Source organism: Streptomyces justiciae (assembly GCF_015163075.1).
GTDB lineage: Bacteria > Actinomycetota > Actinomycetes > Streptomycetales > Streptomycetaceae > Streptomyces > Streptomyces justiciae.
Map to the genome: position 1 here is coordinate 56909 of NZ_JADDXU010000004.1, position 16466 is coordinate 73374.

18 protein-coding genes are annotated in these 16466 nt (G+C 73.1%); 11 read left to right on the forward strand and 7 right to left on the reverse strand.

What is annotated here, in order from left to right; genetic code table 11:
• Window positions 1–20: 20 nt before the first annotated feature.
• From IQ210_RS12645 to IQ210_RS12660, 4 genes are all read right to left on the reverse strand, one after another.
• Window positions 21–1028: a questin oxidase family protein gene (locus IQ210_RS12645; RefSeq protein ID WP_194079040.1), complete on the reverse strand. Its 1008-nt coding sequence runs from the start codon at window positions 1026–1028 to the stop codon at window positions 21–23.
• Window positions 1029–1127: 99 nt separating this feature from the next.
• The gene (locus tag IQ210_RS12650) at window positions 1128–1907 is read right to left on the reverse strand and encodes an NPP1 family protein (RefSeq protein WP_194079041.1); all 780 of its coding nucleotides are present in this window, start codon (window positions 1905–1907) and stop codon (window positions 1128–1130) included.
• Window positions 1908–2069: 162 nt separating this feature from the next.
• The gene (locus IQ210_RS12655) at window positions 2070–3050 is read right to left on the reverse strand and encodes an ATP-dependent DNA ligase (protein ID WP_194079042.1); all 981 of its coding nucleotides are present in this window, start codon (window positions 3048–3050) and stop codon (window positions 2070–2072) included.
• Window positions 3051–3130: 80 nt separating this feature from the next.
• A complete protein-coding gene (locus IQ210_RS12660) occupies window positions 3131–3883 on the reverse strand; it encodes an SDR family oxidoreductase (RefSeq protein ID WP_194079043.1) in 753 nt (250 codons plus the stop codon).
• Window positions 3884–3999: 116 nt separating this feature from the next.
• Here IQ210_RS12660 and IQ210_RS12665 point away from each other — a divergent pair, with 116 nt between their 5' ends.
• Window positions 4000–4680: a TetR/AcrR family transcriptional regulator gene (locus IQ210_RS12665; RefSeq protein ID WP_194079044.1), complete on the forward strand. Its 681-nt coding sequence runs from the start codon at window positions 4000–4002 to the stop codon at window positions 4678–4680.
• 1 nt (window position 4681) lies between these two features.
• Here IQ210_RS12665 and IQ210_RS12670 read toward each other — a convergent pair whose 3' ends face one another.
• Both IQ210_RS12670 and IQ210_RS12675 read right to left on the reverse strand, forming a co-directional pair.
• Entirely contained in the window at window positions 4682–5359 is a 678-nt protein-coding gene (locus IQ210_RS12670) for a response regulator (RefSeq protein WP_194079045.1), read from the reverse strand.
• Window positions 5356–6561: a sensor histidine kinase gene (locus tag IQ210_RS12675; protein WP_194079046.1), complete on the reverse strand. Its 1206-nt coding sequence runs from the start codon at window positions 6559–6561 to the stop codon at window positions 5356–5358. The genes IQ210_RS12670 and IQ210_RS12675 overlap by 4 nt, the downstream gene beginning before the upstream one ends.
• Before the next feature lie 341 nt (window positions 6562–6902).
• Between IQ210_RS12675 and IQ210_RS12680 the strand changes: the two genes are divergently transcribed.
• The 6 genes from IQ210_RS12680 to IQ210_RS12705 all read left to right on the forward strand — a co-directional run bounded on the left by IQ210_RS12680 (window position 6903) and on the right by IQ210_RS12705 (window position 11188).
• Window positions 6903–7079, forward strand: a complete 177-nt coding sequence (locus tag IQ210_RS12680) for a hypothetical protein (RefSeq protein WP_194079047.1) — start codon at window positions 6903–6905, stop codon at window positions 7077–7079.
• 84 nt (window positions 7080–7163) lie between these two features.
• Complete coding sequence (locus IQ210_RS12685; protein ID WP_194079048.1) at window positions 7164–7817, forward strand: TetR/AcrR family transcriptional regulator; 654 nt, start codon at window positions 7164–7166, stop codon at window positions 7815–7817.
• 156 nt (window positions 7818–7973) lie between these two features.
• Complete coding sequence (locus IQ210_RS12690; protein WP_194079049.1) at window positions 7974–9206, forward strand: cytochrome P450; 1233 nt, start codon at window positions 7974–7976, stop codon at window positions 9204–9206.
• Window positions 9207–9253: 47 nt separating this feature from the next.
• Entirely contained in the window at window positions 9254–9448 is a 195-nt protein-coding gene (locus IQ210_RS12695; RefSeq protein WP_194079050.1) for a ferredoxin, read from the forward strand.
• A complete protein-coding gene (locus IQ210_RS12700) occupies window positions 9445–10620 on the forward strand; it encodes an NAD(P)/FAD-dependent oxidoreductase (RefSeq protein ID WP_194079051.1) in 1176 nt (391 codons plus the stop codon). Before IQ210_RS12695 ends, IQ210_RS12700 begins: the two co-directional genes overlap by 4 nt.
• 52 nt (window positions 10621–10672) lie before the next feature.
• Window positions 10673–11188: a MarR family winged helix-turn-helix transcriptional regulator gene (locus IQ210_RS12705; RefSeq protein ID WP_194079052.1), complete on the forward strand. Its 516-nt coding sequence runs from the start codon at window positions 10673–10675 to the stop codon at window positions 11186–11188.
• Here IQ210_RS12705 and IQ210_RS12710 read toward each other — a convergent pair.
• A complete protein-coding gene (locus IQ210_RS12710; RefSeq protein ID WP_194079053.1) occupies window positions 11146–12315 on the reverse strand; it encodes an MFS transporter in 1170 nt (389 codons plus the stop codon). The two genes, IQ210_RS12705 and IQ210_RS12710, sit on opposite strands and share 43 nt — an antisense overlap.
• A 54-nt stretch (window positions 12316–12369) precedes the next feature.
• Between IQ210_RS12710 and IQ210_RS12715 the strand changes: the two genes are divergently transcribed.
• From IQ210_RS12715 to IQ210_RS12730, 4 genes are all read left to right on the forward strand, one after another.
• Window positions 12370–13119, forward strand: coding sequence for an AraC family transcriptional regulator (locus tag IQ210_RS12715; protein WP_194079054.1), 750 nt, complete (start codon window positions 12370–12372; stop codon window positions 13117–13119).
• A 73-nt stretch (window positions 13120–13192) separates the two neighbouring features.
• A complete protein-coding gene (locus IQ210_RS12720; protein ID WP_194079055.1) occupies window positions 13193–13573 on the forward strand; it encodes a DoxX family protein in 381 nt (126 codons plus the stop codon).
• The gene (locus tag IQ210_RS12725; protein ID WP_228047711.1) at window positions 13570–14037 is read left to right on the forward strand and encodes a peroxiredoxin; all 468 of its coding nucleotides are present in this window, start codon (window positions 13570–13572) and stop codon (window positions 14035–14037) included. The genes IQ210_RS12720 and IQ210_RS12725 overlap by 4 nt, the downstream gene beginning before the upstream one ends.
• 87 nt (window positions 14038–14124) lie before the next feature.
• On the forward strand, window positions 14125–16464 hold the full coding sequence (locus tag IQ210_RS12730; protein ID WP_194079056.1) for a SpoIIE family protein phosphatase: 2340 nt from the start codon (window positions 14125–14127) through the stop codon (window positions 16462–16464).
• Window positions 16465–16466 lie beyond the last annotated feature (2 nt).

Sequence of the window (16466 nt, forward strand, 5' to 3'; positions counted from 1 at the left end):
TCCGTGCCGTACCGGTGGGATCAGACCAGAGGATCGCTCATCTCCACCGCGCGCAGCGCCGCCGCCAGTGCCTGCTCGTCGCCGACGTCCAGGGCCGTGTCGGCGAGTTTGATGACGTGTTCGTCGCCGTGGGCGAGGGCGCGTTCCACCACTTCCTCGGCGGTGAGGCGGGCCGGCGGCGTGTAGGCGACCGGTTCGACCGGGCCGTACATCGCGGTCACCGCGGCGGACGCGGTCCATGCGGCGTGCAGGCTCGGTGCCCACAGGTCGCGGGGCAGTGAATCCAGGGTGCGCAGCACGGCGTTGGGGGCCGTGGCCGCGTGCACCAGCATGGTCGGCTCGCCGTGGCCGTGGGTGGCGTAGCGGTGGGTCGCGGCGTGCACGAGCTCGTTGAGGCGGGCGCGGGCGATGTCGGGGTCCGTCACGTCGTCGGCCCAGACGGGGAGTTGACGTACGGCGGCCAGGCGGTTGCGGAAGCCCACGTTGCCGGGTGCGATGGCCGGAACGGCGTCCAGCGCCTCGCCGGCGGTCGGCGCACCCGGCACCGTGGTGATGCCGGTGACCGGCTGGTGCCGTGCCGCCCAGTAGCCGAGCGCGTGCGCGAACTCCGCGAGGCGGGGCGGGTTCTCGGCGGCTTCCAGGGCCCGTACCGCGTGGCCGACGCGGATGACGGTGTGCGTGGCGCCGCCGTACAGGCCGGACAGCAGCCGCGGCCACCAGGTGGCGAGGACGTCCCGCCAGGGCCGCTCGGCGAGCATGCGGGCGTAGTAGTCGGTCCAGTCCGCTATGCGGCGCGGATCGCCCAGCGCCTGAGCCCAGTTGGCGTCCGTGACCGGCTCCGAGCGGTCGGGGAAGTCGTCCAGCCTGTCCTGGTAGAGGTCCAGCCAGCGGTGGACCGCGTCCGTCTGTCCGTGCGCGGCCAGTGCCTCGACGACCATGGGGGCGTGGTTCGTGAGCCAGCCGTCGAACTCCGGGCCGGCGGCGTGGACGCGTTCGAGGGCTTCTTCGAGGTGTCCGGTCGTGGTCATGACCGGACGGTATGCCGTGTACGAGGGTGCGGTGATCGGGCGCGGGTCGGAACCCGGCGGTGCGGGGGACCTAGGTCCCGCGCCCGAGGACCGTGTTGATCAGGCGTTCGGGTCGAACGCGATGCCGGACGGCTTGGCCGAGCTCAGGTGCGCGGCGAAGTTCGCGTCCTTCAGGCCGAAGTTGGCGCTGCCGAAGTCGTACGCGCTGAGCTTGTCGCGGACGGCCGTCGACGGGTAGCCGTTCCAGCCGACCAGCGGCGGGTACTGCCAGGTGCCCTTGGCGTTCTCCGGCGGCTCGTCATTGGAGCCCGCGAGCCGGAAGCAATGGGTGCTGATGCCGTCCTTGTGGTACACGATCTTCGCGTGGGTGCCGTCGAAGCGGACACTGGAGGCGGCGCTGACCGTGAACGAGCCGTGGTTGGACGTCGACACGTACTGGACCGTGCCGTTCTGCACCCAGATCACGACGTGTTCCCAGTCGTGCCGGTGGCCGCCGATGCTGCTGTTCGCGAGGGCCTGGTCCTTCTCGAAGTACAGGCCGTACATGTAGGCGCACCAGCCGTTGTTGCACTTGTAGCGCGAGTAGCTGTTGGTGTTGTTCAGATCCGAGAGGTCGTGGCAGTCACCGCTCAGTGAACCGGTCGGGTTCAGACCGCCGTTGACGGTGCCGTCGGGGCCGATCGCCGGCGTCGAGTAGCAGCCGTCGGTGTCGTAGTCGAAGGCGGGCTGGTACGTGTACTCGGCGGCCTCGGCGTTGGTCGGCAGCGCCGAGGGCGGGGCGGCCAGGGCCGTGCTGGGGAAGGCGAGCACGAGGGCGGCGGCGCCGGCCGCGCCGACGGCCCATCTCTTGCGGTGAGTTCCGGAGCGGTTCGACGACACTGCGTCCTCCTCTTGATGCGGGCGCAGCCCAACGGCTGTGGGGGAGAGGGAAGTTCCACTTCCCGGGCCAGGACAGCTTCCCGGCTTTTCATGTCCGCGCCAAGAGGTCGTAAGCGACTCACAGGTAACAAGCGTCCGAACCCTTGGATCTTGTTCGGGATATCAGACCGGATCGTCCGGCAGGTCGGCCGCCGACTCCTCCGGGGTGAGGTCCGGACGCAGTCGCAGCCAGGACGGTTGACGCAGCAGGCCCGCGCGGGTGCGGGTGCTGTAGCGGACCTCCCCGACCAGCCTGGGCAGCACCCAGTGGGCGCCCGCGACCCGTGGCGCCGGGCTGAAGGGGCAGGTGTCCGTGGCGGCAGCGCCCAACAGCCCGGCGAGATGCGTCCGTTCCGCTTCGCTCCACCCCGTGCCCACGCTGCCGACGTACCGCAGCCCCCCAGTGCCCCGCTGGCCCACCAGGACCGCGCCCGGCAGGCCGGTGAGTCGCCCCTTGCCGGGCAGCCAGCCCCCGATGATCACGTCCTCGCTGTGCATGTTCCGGATCTTGATCCAGGCGCGCGAGCGCACCCCGGGTTCGTACACCGAGTCCAGCCGCTTGCAGACGAGGCCCTCCAGACCGTGCGCGCGCGTGGCTTCCAGGGCCTGCGCGCCGTGACCCACGAGGGCGCCCGGCGTGGACCAGAAGGGGCCGTCCAGGCCCAGCTCCTGAAGCTGTTCGCGCCGACGGAGGTAGGGGAGGGCGATCAGGGGCCGGTCCGCCAGATGCATCACGTCGAACAGCACCAGGTGGACGGGCGTTTCGGCCGCCTTCCGCGCGGCCCGGACCGGCGCGTGGGCCAGGCCCATCCGGGACTGGAGCAGCTGGAAGTCGGCCCGGCCCTGTGCGTCGAGCGCCAGGATCTCGCCGTCCAGCACGGCGGACCGGCGGCCGAGCGAGCCGCCCAGCGGCCCCAGTTCGGGGTAGGCGGCGGTGATGTCCTCCCCCGACCGGGCGCGCAGCGTCACGCCTCCGTCCCCGGTCAGATAGGCCACGACGCGCTGGCCGTCCTGCTTGGTCTCGTAGGCCCAGCGGGCGTCCTGCGCGGCGGGCGGCAGGCTGCCGGGAGTGGCCAGCATGGGCGGGATCAGGGGGAGGCTCACGGCTCAGTTCTCGACGGGCCTGCGCCCCGGCACGCCCGCCTGCGAGCGGTTTCCCCTGAACGGCGGCCGGGAGCGCCGCCTCAGATGATGCCGCCGTTGGCCCGCAGCACCTGCCCGTTGACCCAGCGGCCGCCGGGGCCGGTCAGGAACGACACCACGGCGGCGATGTCCTGCGGGGTGCCGAGCCGCTCCAGCGGGGGCTGCGCGGCCAGCCGGGCGACCGTCTCCTCGTCCTTGCCGTCGAGGAAGAGGTCGGTGGCGGTCGGGCCGGGCGCCACGGCGTTGACCGTCACGTCACGGCCGCGCAGTTCCCGCGCGAGGATCAGCGTCAGCGCCTCGACCGCGCCCTTGCTCGCGGCGTACGCGCCGTAGCCGGGGAAGGCGAGGCCGACCACCGAGGACGAGACGTTCACCAGCGCCCCACCCGGGCGGAGCCGGCGGGCGGCCTGCTGGTCGACGACGAACGTGCCGCGGATGTTGGTGCGGTACAGCGCGTCGAGGTCGGCGAGGTCCAGCTCCACGATCGGGGCCAGCGGCATCCGGCCCGCCGCGTGCACCACGGCGTCGACCCCGCCGTACACCGTCTCGGCCCGGTCGAACAGCGCGGCGACCTCGGTCTCGTCGCCGACGTCCGCGCGGGCGGCGAAGGCGCTGCCGCCCTCGGCCTCGATCTCCCGCACGACCTCGTCGGCCGCGTCCTTGCTGCCCGCGTAGCCGACCACGACGGCGAAACCGTCGGTGGCGAGCTGCCGGGCGACCTGGCGTCCGATGCCGCGCGAGCCGCCGGTCACGATCGCGACGCGCTGTCCGGTGCCGGGTTCGGTGGTGGTCATGGTGGCTCCCTCATGAGTTAGCGACGCTACGGTCATCTCGTAACGACGATAACACGGGATCGTAGCGATGTTATTCCCCAGTCGTATCGCCGCTACGAATGGCGTACCGTGCACCCATGGACGCGAGGGAAAAGATCCTGGAAGCCGCCGCGGAACTGCTGGCCGAGGCGCCGGCCGCCGAGGTCTCGACTCGGGCCGTGTGCGAGGCGGCCGGGGTCGGGGCGCCGATGCTCTACCGGCTCTTCGGCGACAAGGCCGGACTGCTGGCCGCCGTGGTGGACCGGGGCTTCGAGCAGTACCTCGCCTCCAAGCGGGCGGCCCGGCCCGGTGACGACCCCGTCGCCGACCTCAGGAGCGGCTGGGACAACCACATGCGCTTCGCGCTCGACCACCCCCACCACTACCGGCTGATGTACTCGCCCGAGCTGACCGTCCCGCCCGCCGCGGCCCGCGAGGCCCACGCCCTGCTGCACGCGATCCTCGAACGCTGCGCCGCGGCCGGACGCCTCGCCGTGCCGCCCGCCGTCGCGACGCAGGTGATCATGTCGGCCAACGTCGGGGCGGCCCTGTCGATGCTGACCAGGCCCGAGCAGTACCCGGACCCCGGCTTCTCGACGCGACTGCGCGACGCGGTGATCGACTCGCTGACCCGCGCTACAGCGCCGGAGCAGGCGGACGGCGTGCCCGTCGCCGCCGCCACCCTCGCGGCCCGGCTGCGCGCCGCGCCCCCGGCGGAGTTCACCGCGGCTGAGTCCGGCCTGCTCCAGCAGTGGCTGGACACCCTCGCCGAGGGATGAGTCAGCCGCGCGGCGGGGCCTGCACCAGCCCCGACTGGTAGGCGATGACGACGAGCTGGGCGCGGTCCCGGGCGCCCAGCTTCGTCATGGCCCGGTGCACATGGGTGCGCACGGTCAGGGGGCTGACGAACAGCTTTCCGGCGATCTCGTCGTTGGAGTGCCCCTCGGCGACCCATGCCATCACCTCGCGCTCCCGGGCGGTCAGCGGGGAGAGGTCCGCCGGTACCGCCGGCCGGGCGCCCTTCGGCGGAACGGCCAGGAACCGGGTGATCACCGTGCGGGTGGCGAGCGGGGACAGCAGGGAATCGCCCGCCGCCACGGTCCGCACGCCCGCCAGCAGCGCGTCCGCGGTGACGTCCTTGCCGAGGAAGCCGCTCGCCCCGGCCCGCAGCGCCTCGGCCACGTACTCGTCGATCTCGAACGTGGTGAGGATCAGCACCCGGGTGTCCGCGAGGTCCGGGTCGGCACAGATGGCGGAGGTGGCGGCGAGGCCGTCGGTGCCCGGCATCCGGATGTCCATCAGGACCAGGTCGGGACGGAGGCTGCGGGCGAGGGCGACGGCCTCGTCGCCGTCGGTGGCCTCGCCGACCACCTCCATGTCCTCGCATGAGTCGATCAGGATCCGGAAGGTGGCCCGCAGCAGAGCCTGGTCGTCGGCGAGGAGTACACGGATGGTCATGGGGTCCGATCTTCTGGTTCCGGTGCGATGGGGTAGAGGGGGAGTCGGGTGGTCACCTGGAAACCGCCCCCGACGCGATGACCGGCGTCGAGGGCGCCGCCGACCGAGTGGGCCCGCTCGCGCATGCCGATGAGGCCGAAACCCTGCCCCGGCCCGTCGGCGGGGGTCCTCGCGGTGCCGTCGTCGGTGACGGTGACGGTCAGCTGGTCCACGGCGTACCGGAGACGCACCCGCGCCGCCTTGGCCGCGGCGTGCTTGGTGACGTTCGTCAGCGCCTCCTGCACGATCCGGTACGCCGTCAGGTCCACCCCCGGCGACAGCGGGCGCGGCACGCCCTCGACGGCGACCTCGACGGTGAGCCCGGCCGCCTCGAACGAGCCGGTCAGTTCGGCGAGTTGACCGAGGCCGGGACTCGGCGCGAGCGGAAGGTCGGGGTCGTCCGCCTGGCGCAGCAGGCCCACGGTCGCCTTCATCTCGCGCAGCGCCGAGGACGTCGTACCGGAGAGATCGGTGAGGATCCGGTGCATCTGCCCGGGGTGGGTGTGCGCCAGATGGGCCGCCGTGCTCGCCTGGGCGTTGGCCAGGGTCAGATGATGGGCGACGACGTCGTGCAGCTCGCGGGCGATGCGCATGCGTTCCTCGGCGACCCGGTGCCGGGCCTCCTTCTCCCGGCTCCGCTCGGCGAACTCGGCGCGGGCCTGCACGGCCTCGACATAGGCGTCCCGGAGCCGGACCGCGGTGCCGGTGGCGACCGGCAGCAGCAACCAGGCGGCGGGGCCTACCGTCGTCAACGGCCAGGGACGGTCGAGGGGATCGGTGAGGAACCCCATGACGGTGAGCAGGGCGAGCGTGCCGAAGAAGGCGAACCGGGTGGTCCCGCGGTCGGTGACCAGGGCCAGCCGGAAGAGCCCGAGGATGAGCGGCCCCATGACCAGGGGCGTGAGCAGATGGCCGAGGGCGGCGGCCCCCGCGGTGCACAGCGCGGTGACCGCGACGACCGTCCGCGGCCGGCTGCGCTGCCAGAACAGGGAGCCACAGGCGAGGGCGGCGAGCGCGATCGTGGGCCACACCGCGTCCGGCTGCCGCTCGTGCGGGAGGCGGATCTCGCTGCCGAGCAGGAAACACGCGAACAGCAGGGCAGCCGTCATCGTGTCCACGGTGCGGGCGCGCTCGTCCGCGTAACGCTGCCAGGGGATGCTCATCGCGCCTTCCGGTCGGGTCCTCGGGACCATCATCCAGACCGGGACCGCCCGGCGCGGGGACGCGCCCGGGGACGGACCCCGCGGGTCGTGGACCCGGTCGAGGCCACCGCTCCAGACTCTCCGCGCCAGAACGCTCATGTCGTCGTCCGGCTGCCGTCGATCCCGGCTACTGAGTCCGCAGTACGCGCCCTCGCGCCCATCGTCCCCGCGCAGCACGGCCCGCACAGTGCAGCGGGCTACACCACCGGTCCGGGAGCACACACCCTCGTGGCGGTGATCGCGCACCGGAATCGTGGACGGCACAAGGTCAATGCGGTTCACCGTCCCGGAAGGACACCCCGATGAAGCCCCTGCTGTCCTCGCGCCCCGTGCTGTGGTTCCTGTTCCTGTTCAACCTCGCCGTCGCCGCGGCGGCGCCCCTCCTCGTGGACGGCGCGCAGGCCGTCATGACCGGCGTCGGCATGGGCGTCGTCTCGCTCGGGGCGGGGGTGAGTCTGCTGCGGACGCGAGACCACTGAGGCCCCTCTGACGTGCTGTTGCGTAGGCTTCCCCCGCGGCACGGGAGCACGGCGGAACGCCGGCACGGCGAACGGAAGGCGACGATGGCGGCAGGCAGGGCGGTACGGGCGGAGCAGGTCAGCGCGACCCGGGAGCTGATCCTGACGGCCGCCGAGCGGCTGTTCGCCGAGCGCGGTGTCTACGCCGTCTCCAACCGTCAGGTCGGCGAGGCCGCCGGACAGGGCAACAACACCGCCGTCAGCTATCACTTCGGCACCAAGGCCGACCTGGTCCGCGCCATCATCCGCAAGCACGCCGCGCGGATCGAGGAGATCCGTGCCCGGCTGCTGGCCGGGATCGGCGACTCCACGGACGTACGCGACTGGGTGGACTGCCTGGTGCGCCCGGTCCCGGAACACCTGGCCGCGCTCGGCAGCCCCACCTGGTACGCGCGGTTCTGCGCCCAGGTCGCGACCGACCCGGCCCTGCACGAGATCATGGTCGAGGAATCCCTCTCCTCGCCGTCCATGCGGCAGATCGTCGAGGGACTCAGGCGCTGTCTGCCCGAGCTTCCCGTCGAGGTCCGAGCCGAACGCGGGGAGATGGCCCGCCATCTGATCCTGCACGTCTCCGCCGAGCGCGAGCGTGCCCTCGCCGACAACAGCCCCACCCCGCGCACCAGTTGGCAGGCGGCCGCCTCCGGTCTCGCGGACGCGATCATCGGACTGTGGCTGGCACCGGTGACACCGGAGCGCTGAAGCCGCACCCCTCGGTGTGTGAGCCGGGTCACGTCAGGGAGCTGTCAGGCAACTGACGGGAAGGCGTCAGCCGCCTCTGTTTGCCTGGGCGCAGAGGCCTCGACCCCTTCCCCCGGCGCTCCGCCTCGACGGAGCCCCCCACCACCGAGGAGAACCATGGCCGACACCCTGGCCGGACCCGTGCCCCAAGCACCGGACCCCGCCCCCGAGTTCCCGATGCCCCGCGCGGCCCGCTGCCCCTTCGACCCACCGCCCGCCCTCAAGGAGCTCCAGCGCGAAGCGCCCCTGACGCGAGTGCGGCTGTGGGACGGCAGCGAACCGTGGCTCGTGACCCGCTACGCCGAACAGCGCGCCGTGCTCGGCGACGCCCGGGTCAGCGCGGACACCGACCGCCCCGGCTATCCGACCAAGGCCTCGCCCGACGCGGGCGAGGGCAAGCTCAGCTTCATCATGATGGACGACCCCGAACACGCCCGGCTGCGCCGGATGGTGACCGCGCCCTTCGCCGTCAAGAAGGTCGAGGCCCTGCGCCCGGCCGTGCAGCGCATCGTGGACGGCCTGATCGACGACCTGCTCGCCCGCTCGGGACCCGTGGACCTAGTGGAGGCGTTCGCCCTGCCGATCCCCTCGCTGGTGATCTGCGAACTGCTCGGCGTGCCCTACGACGACCACGCGTTCTTCCAGGACAGCACCAAGACCATGGTCCGTACGACCGCCACCCCCGAGGAGCGGGGCGCGGCGAGCCGCGAGGTCGCGGGCTACCTCGCCCAGCTGCTGGGGAAGCGGATCGCCGAACCGAAGGACGACCTGCTGTCCGGCATCGCCGGCCGTGTCACCGCCGGAGAGATCGACCACCGGCAGGCCACCGAGATGGCCCTGCTCCTGCTGATCGCGGGCCACGAGACCACCGCGAACATGATCGCCCTCGGCACCCTGGCCCTCCTCGAACACCCCGACCAGCTCGCCCTGTTGCGTGACACCGACGACCCCAAGCTCGTCGCCTCCGCCGTCGAGGAACTGCTGCGCTACCTCCACATCACCCACCTCGGCCGGCGCCGCGCCGTCACCGAGGACATCGAGATCGGCGGCCAGGTCATCCGGGCCGGCGAGGGCGTCATCCTGGCCAACGAGATCGCCAACCGCGACCCCGAGGTCTTCCCCGACCCCGACCGCCTCGACCTCACCCGTGACGCCCGCCGCCATGTCGCCTTCGGCTTCGGCGTCCACCAATGCCTCGGCCAGCCGCTGGCCCGCATGGAGCTCCAGGTGGTCTACGGCACCCTCTACCGCCGCATCCCCACGCTGAGGCTCGCCTGCCCACTGACGGACGTCCGGTTCAAGAACGACGCCTTCATCTACGGCGTGCACGAACTCCCCGTCGCCTGGTGACCGTTCACCGCCCCGCAAGCCGACACGAACCACGGAAGAGGTCTGACATGAAGGTGGAGCTGGAAGCCGACAAGTGCGTCGCCTCCGGGCAGTGCGTACTGGCCGCGATGGACGTCTTCGACCAGGACGACGACGGCATCGCGATCCTCCTGGAGGACACGCCGGCGCCCGAACTCCTCGACGACGTCAAGGAAGCCGTCGCCGTCTGCCCGGCCGCCGCGATCCGACTGGTCGACCGGTGAGGCGCGTCGTCGTGGTCGGCGCGTCGGCCGCGGGGCTCGCGGCCGCCGAGACCCTCCGGCGCGAGGGCTACGACGGCACGCTCACCCTCGTGGGAGACGAACCGCTCGCCCCGTACGACCGCCCGCCGCTGTCCAAGCAGATCCTCTCCGGCGCCTGGCGGCCCGAGCGCCTCGCCCTGCGCCCCGCCGCGGACCTCGCCGCCCTCGGCCTCGACCTGCGCCTCGGTGTGGCCGCCGTCGGCCTCGAACTCGCCGCGCGCACGGTGCGGCTGGCCGACGGTGAGACGCTGCCGTACGACGGACTGATCCTCGCCACCGGAGTCCGCCCCCGCAGGCTCCCCGGCGAGGGCGCGCACGTCCTGCGCACCCTGGACGACGCGCTGACCCTGCGCGACCGCCTCGGCCCCGGACGTCGGCTGGTCGTCGTCGGCGCCGGGTTCCTCGGGGCGGAGGCCGCCGCGGTCGCCCGGCGCCTCGGCACCGAGGTGACCCTCCTCGAACCCGCCCCGGTCCCGCTGGCCCATGCCGTCGGTGCCGAGGTCGGGCGCATGCTGTCGCGGGCTCACCTGGACGAGGGCGTGGACCTGCGCTGCGGGGCCGCCGTCACCGAGGTGACCGAGGACGGGGTGCTCCTCGCGAGCGGTGAGGTTGTCGAGGCGGACGAGGTGTTGGTGGCGATCGGCTCGCTGCCCAACACCGAGTGGCTCGACGGCAGCGGGCTGACCGTCGGCGACGGCGTGGTCTGCGACGAGTACGGCGAGGCGGCCCGCGACGTGTACGCGGCGGGTGATGTCGCCCGCTGGTACAACCCCCTGTTCGGCACGTCGATGCGGATCGAGCACCGCACGAACGCCGCCGAGATGGGCATGGCCGCCGCCCGCAACCTCCTCAACCCCGAGGCCTGCAAGCCCTTCGCGCCCGTGCCGTACTTCTGGTCCGACCAGTACGACATGAAGGTGCAGGCGTACGGGTTCCTGCGCGGCCACGACGAGGTCGCCGTGGTGGAGGGCGACCTGGCCGAGCGGCGGTTCGTCGCCGTGTACCGCACGGGCGAGCGGGTGAGCGGGGCGCTGGCGGTGGGCATGGCGCCGAAGGCGATCCGGGGGTGGCGGCAGGCCGTCGCCACCGGGGCGCGGTGGGACGAGTCGTCCTTGCGCAGTACGCCTGGGTAAACGCCCGCAGTACATTACTTGAGTTACGCAACAAGATGGTAAAGTGGCTCGCATGTCCACACCACCGCTCCCCGAGATCCCTTCCGGCCCCGCGTCGCCGGAAGTCATAGAGATCGAGCGCGCGCTGAACCGCATCACGTACCTGAGCACGCGCGCCCGGCAGCACGAGCGGCTCATGGCCCTGGCCGGGGTGCCGCTGGACCGGGCCGCCGTGGCGCTGCTGCGGCAGGTCGCCGACTCGGAGCCGCTGCGGCCGGGGGAGCTGGCCAACCGGCTGGGTGTGGAGGCCTCGCACGTGACCCGCACGGTGCAGCAGCTGCAGAAGTCCGGCTACGTCACCCGGGTCCCCGACCCCGACGACCGGCGCGCCCAGCGCATCGAGCTCACCGAGGCGGGCCGCCAGGCCGTCGCCCGGGTCCGGGAGGCGGGCGCCCGGGGCATGATGCTCGCGCTGGCGGAGTGGTCGCCGGAGGAGCTGGGGCAGCTCGCCACGCTGTTCCACCGCATGGTCGACGACTTCCTGGCCTACGCCGTCGAGGAGGAGCCGGAGCCCGCGGGCACGACCTGAGCCTCGGGGTCCGGCTCCCGCAGCCCGCACAGCAGGAGCCGGCCCAGCAGTGGCAACGCGATGAGCGGGGCCAGGGCGACCTGGAGGGACGTGGCGTCGGCGAGGGCCCCCACCGCCGCGGCGGCGAGGCCGCCCACGCTCACGGTCAGCCCCAGCGTGACCCCGCTCGCCGTGCCGACGCGCGTAGGGAGATAGTCCTGGCCGAGCGTGACGTGCAGCGAGAACGGCACGTACAGCCCGGCCGACGCGAGCCCGACGAAGAGATGGACACTCGGCCCGGGCACGAACACCACCCCCGCGACGGCGGCCACCGTCACGACGTACGACCGCCGCACGACCGTCAGCCGCCCGTACCGCTCCGCGAGCCGGCCCCCGAGCACCGTGCCGAAGGCGCCCCCGGCGTACAGCACGCACAGCGCGGTCGTGCCCGCCGCGTCGCCGCCCCCGGTGCGCCGGCGGACGTACAGCGAGACGAAGGCGCTCAGCCCGACGAACACCACCGACCGGCAGACGATCGCCGCGGACAGCCGCAGGAACGACGGCCAGTCGTCGCGGCCCGAGCCGACAGCCGTACCTCCAGATCCCCCACGGGCGCCCGCGGCGCGCACCGCCGCCATGCACAGGGCGGCGCCGACCAGGGCGGGCGCGATCAGCAGGGGAGTGGCGTGCAGGCCGCCCGTGGTGGCGACCGCCATGACCAGCAGGGGCGCCGCGGCGAAGCCGACGTTGCCGCCCAGGGCGAACCAGCCCATCGCCGTGTGACTGCCCTGCGCGGCGGCGCGGGCCGCGCGGGCGGCCTCCGGGTGGTAGGCGGCGACCCCGACGCCGGACACGGCGACCGCCGCGAGCGTCAGCCCGTAGGAGCCGGTGACCCCGCTCAGCGCCACCCCGGCCCCGCCCGTGAGCGTGCTCAGCGGCAACAGCCACGGCATCGCCCACCGGTCGGTGAGCACCCCGAACAGCGGCTGCACCACCGACGACAGCAGGGAGGCGGCGAGGACGACGCCGGATGCGGCGGCGTAGGTGTAGGCGCGCTCGGCGACGAAGTACGGCACCAAGGCGGCGACGGCTCCCTGGTAGACGTCGACGCAGGCGTGCCCCAGGGAGAGATGGCGTATCGCGGTCATGACCTGATCGTCGCGGCGGCCGACCGTGGCGCGCTTTCGATAAACTGCCTACTTGTGCCGGACATCCGCCATACCCCGCAGGCGCCGACCCGGGCGCAGAGCCTGGCCGCCGGCGAGCGGATCGACGCCCATGTGCACGACGACCACCAGATCGTCTACGCGGGCTCCGGAGTCCTCGCCGTCACCACCGACGCGGGGACGTGGTTCGCGCCGGGCAACCGGGCCATCTGGGTCCCCGCGGGCACCGTCCACGCCCACCGCGCCCACGGACACCTCAAGCTGCACCTGGTCGGGCTGCCCGCCGGCGACAACCCGCTCCGCCTGGACGCCCCCACCGTTCTCGCCGTGGGCCCGCTGCTGCGCGAGCTGATCGTCGCCTACACCCACGACCCGGACGACCGGAGCCCGGAACGCCGCCGCCTGCTCGCCGTCCTGCGCGACCAGCTCCGCGCCTCACCCCAGCAGCCCCTGCGCCTGCCCGCCGCCACCGACCCGCGCCTGGCCGCCGTCTGCGCGATCCTCCACGCCGACCCCGCCGACCCGCGCACCCTCGCCGCCCTCGGCACCGCCACCGGCGCGAGCGAACGCACCCTCAGCCGGCTCTTCCGCACCGAGTTCGGCATGACCTTCCCGCAGTGGCGCACCCAGTCCCGGCTCTACCACGCCCTGCGCATGCTGGCCGACGACCAACCCGTCACGACCGTCGCCCACCGCTGCGGCTGGTCCTCCACCAGCGCCTTCATCGACGTCTTCCGCCGCTCCTTCGGCCACACGCCCGGAACCCACAACCGGCGTTCCCCGTAGGGGAAGAGGCCGCCGTACGACCTGCTTGTACCGTCCAGTAATATCGCGCGGCAGGCCCCCCATAGGAGGAACCGTGCCCCGGTCCCAACGCTCACCCCTGCTGCTCGCCGGCCTGCTGGTCACAGCGGGCGTCGCCCACTTCGCCAACCCCCGTCAGTTCGACGCCCTCGTCCCGAGCGCCCTGCCGGGCAAACCGCGGACCTGGACGTACGCCAGCGGCGCCGTGGAGCTGGCGCTGGCCGCCGGGGTGGCGCTGCCGCGGACCCGGCGCACCGCCGCGCTCGCCACGGCCGCGTTCTTCGTCGGGGTCTTCCCCGCCAACGTGAAGATGGCCGTCGACTGGCGCGACCGGCCCGCTCCCCAGAAGGCCGCCGCCCTCGGACGGCTGCCGCTGCAACTCCCCCTCGTGCTGTGGGCACGCAACGTCGCGAACAACGGAAAGGGCCGGGCATGAGCAAGGTGATAGCGGTTGGTGACACGATCGAGGACTTCGAGCTGCCGGACGAGACCGGCACGCCCCGAAGCCTGACCTCGCTGCTGGCGGACGGGCCGATCGTGCTGTTCTTCTACCCGGCCGCGATGACCCCGGGCTGCACCGCGGAGGCCTGCCACTTCCGTGACCTGGCCGCCGAGTTCGCCGCGGCCGGCGCCCGCCCGGTCGGCATCAGCGGCGACTCCGTGGAACGCCAGCAGGAGTTCGCGGGCGCCCACTCGCTCGGCATGCCGCTGCTGTCCGACGCGGACGGGACCATCCGGGAGCGGTTCGGCGTGGCCCGCGGCTTCTCCCTGGCGCCCACCAAGCGGGTCACTTTCGTCATCGCCCAGGACCGCACGGTCATCGAGGTCGTGCGCAGCGAGTTGCGGATGAACACCCACGCGGACAAGGCCCTCGCCGCGCTGCGGGCCCACGGGAAGTGACACCGAGGGGCCGCTGGAAGTGACGCCCGGGTCCCGGAGGCCGTACCGAGGTTGATGCGGTGCGGCAAAGGGACCATCCTGGACGATATGGAGCACGCCTCCGCCGCGGCGATCATCGACGCCCGCGGCACGGTGACGGGGTGGAGCGACGGTGCCCGGCGACTGACCGGTTACCCGGCCGAGGAGGCCGTGGGGCGGCCGGTGCGTGAGCTGCTCGCCGAGGAGCCGCCGCCCGATGTCGTCGCGGCCCGGGCGGGCACCGTCGTCCTGCGGCACCGCGACGGCACATCCGTCGCCCTGCCCCTGCGGGCCTGCGAGGTGCTCGGCCCGGACGGGGCCGCCGGCGGGTTCGTGGTCACCGCCGAGCAGCCCGGCGGAGCCGAGCCCACCCTGGCCGGACAGGCCTTCCAGCAGGCCTCCATGTCCATGTCCGTCTTCGACCCGCACCAGCGCTATCTGCGGCTCAACGACGTCGCCTGCCAGGTGATGGGCGTCCCCGAGGAGGCCCTGCTCGGCCGGGACTACTCCGAGACCGTGGAGGAGGCCGAGCACAGCCGGGGCTTCGAGTGGCATCTGCGGCACGTCGCCGAGACCGGCGAGCCCATCCACTACGAGAGCTACACCCGCGCCCCCTCCGGCAGCCGCTACCACGCCTGGAACATCGAGATGTGGCCGGTGCGCAACGCCCTCGACGAGTTCGTCGGCGTCGCCCTGGCAGCCTTCGACAGCACCGAGCAGCACTGGGCCCGGCAGCGGCTGGCCCTGCTGAACGAGGCGGCGGACGCCATCGGCACCACCCTGGACGTCGTCCGCACCGCCGAGGAACTCATCTCGCTCGTGGTGCCCCGGTTCGCCGACTTCGCCAGTGCCGACCTCTTCGAATGGGTCCTCGGCCCGGACGAGCCGCCGAGCATGCTGCCCGAGGACCTCGTCCTGCGCCGGGTCGCCCACGGCTCGGTCACCGAGGGCACCCCCGAGGCCGCCGTGCACCTGGGCTTCACGGACGTCTACCCGCCGTACTCACCGCCCGCGCGCGCCATGCGGGAAGGCCGGGCCGTGCTCAGCCGGGCCGGGGAGCCCGCCTTCGACCGGTGGGTCAGGGAGCGCAACGCCCGCGCCCCCAAGGGCAAGCGCTACCGGGAAGGCGCGCACTCGATGATCGCGGTGCCGCTGCGGGCCCGGGGGACCACGCTGGGCGTCGCCGTCGCCGTCCGCATCGGCGCCTCCGACCCCTACGTACCGGACGACGCCGCCCTCGCCGGGGAACTCGCCAGCCGGGCCGCGGTCTGCGTCGACAACTCCCGCCGCTTCGCCCGCGAGCGCAGCACCGCCCTCGCCCTCCAGCACAGCCTGCTGCCGCGCGGACTCCCCGGTCAGGCCGCCGTCGAGGTCGCGCACCGCTATCTGCCGTCCGGCTCGCTGGCGGGCATCGGCGGCGACTGGTTCGACGTGATCCCGCTGTCCGGCAGCCGCGTCGCCCTCGTCGTCGGTGACGTGGTCGGCCACGGCATCTCCTCCTCGGCGACGATGGGCCGCCTGTGCACGGCCGTCCGTACCCTCGCCGACGTCGACCTGCCGCCCGACGAACTCCTCACCCACCTCGACGACCTGGTCACCCATCTCGCCGCCGACGACAGCGACGACGAGGTCGCGGAGCTCGGCGCGACCTGTCTCTACGCCGTCTACGACCCCGTCTCGCGGCGGCTCACCTTCGCCGCCGCCGGCCATCCGCCGCCCGCCCTGGTGCTGCCGGACGGCACCGCGGAATGCGTCCCCATGATCGCGGGACCCCCGCTCGGCGTCGGCGGCCTGCCCTTCGAGGCCGGCGAGGTGGAACTCCCCGAGGGCGCGATCGTCGCCCTCTACACCGACGGCCTCGTCGAGGACCGCGATCGCGACATCGACCACGCGACGAGCGAACTGTGCCGGGCCCTGACCGCGCCGGCCAGCTCCCTCGACGCCCTGTGCGACACGGTCCTGAAGGCCGTCCTGCCGGAGGAGCCCAGCGACGACGTGGCCCTGCTGCTGGCCCGCACCCGGGCGCTCGGCGACGACCGCGTCGCGACCTGGGACATCCCGCCCGATCCGGCCCACGTGGCCCAGGCCCGGCAGGCCGCCACCGAGCAACTGACCGCCTGGGGACTCGACGAGGCCGCCTTCGTCACCGAACTCGTCGTCAGCGAACTCGTCACCAACGCCATCCGGTACGGCGAACCGCCCGTCCAGCTCCGGCTGATCCGCGACCGGACCCTCATCTGCGAGGTCTCCGACGGCAGTTCCACCTCGCCCCATCTGCGCCGCGCCCACGCCTATGACGAAGGCGGGCGCGGACTGCTGCTGGTCGCGCAGCTCACCCAGCGCTGGGGGAGCAGACAGACCGGCTCGGGCAAGACGATCTGGGCCGAGCAGCAGTTGCCCCCGGACTGAAT

Bases quoted from the DNA above. Each gene is read 5' to 3' on its own strand.
- IQ210_RS12705 (WP_194079052.1), top strand. From the start codon at position 10,673: ATGTCCACACCACCGCTCCCCGAGATCCCTTCCGGCCCCGCGTCGCCG.
- IQ210_RS12725 (WP_228047711.1), top strand. From the start codon at position 13,570: ATGAGCAAGGTGATAGCGGTTGGTGACACGATCGAGGACTTCGAGCTG.
- IQ210_RS12665 (WP_194079044.1), top strand. From the start codon at position 4,000: ATGGACGCGAGGGAAAAGATCCTGGAAGCCGCCGCGGAACTGCTGGCC.
- IQ210_RS12680 (WP_194079047.1), top strand. From the start codon at position 6,903: ATGAAGCCCCTGCTGTCCTCGCGCCCCGTGCTGTGGTTCCTGTTCCTG.
- IQ210_RS12670 (WP_194079045.1), bottom strand. From the start codon at position 5,359: ATGACCATCCGTGTACTCCTCGCCGACGACCAGGCTCTGCTGCGGGCC.
- IQ210_RS12645 (WP_194079040.1), bottom strand. From the start codon at position 1,028: ATGACCACGACCGGACACCTCGAAGAAGCCCTCGAACGCGTCCACGCC.
- IQ210_RS12710 (WP_194079053.1), bottom strand. From the start codon at position 12,315: ATGACCGCGATACGCCATCTCTCCCTGGGGCACGCCTGCGTCGACGTC.
- IQ210_RS12675 (WP_194079046.1), bottom strand. From the start codon at position 6,561: ATGAGCATCCCCTGGCAGCGTTACGCGGACGAGCGCGCCCGCACCGTG.
- IQ210_RS12695 (WP_194079050.1), top strand. From the start codon at position 9,254: ATGAAGGTGGAGCTGGAAGCCGACAAGTGCGTCGCCTCCGGGCAGTGC.
- IQ210_RS12690 (WP_194079049.1), top strand. From the start codon at position 7,974: ATGGCCGACACCCTGGCCGGACCCGTGCCCCAAGCACCGGACCCCGCC.
- IQ210_RS12685 (WP_194079048.1), top strand. From the start codon at position 7,164: ATGGCGGCAGGCAGGGCGGTACGGGCGGAGCAGGTCAGCGCGACCCGG.
- IQ210_RS12660 (WP_194079043.1), bottom strand. From the start codon at position 3,883: ATGACCACCACCGAACCCGGCACCGGACAGCGCGTCGCGATCGTGACC.
- IQ210_RS12730 (WP_194079056.1), top strand. From the start codon at position 14,125: ATGGAGCACGCCTCCGCCGCGGCGATCATCGACGCCCGCGGCACGGTG.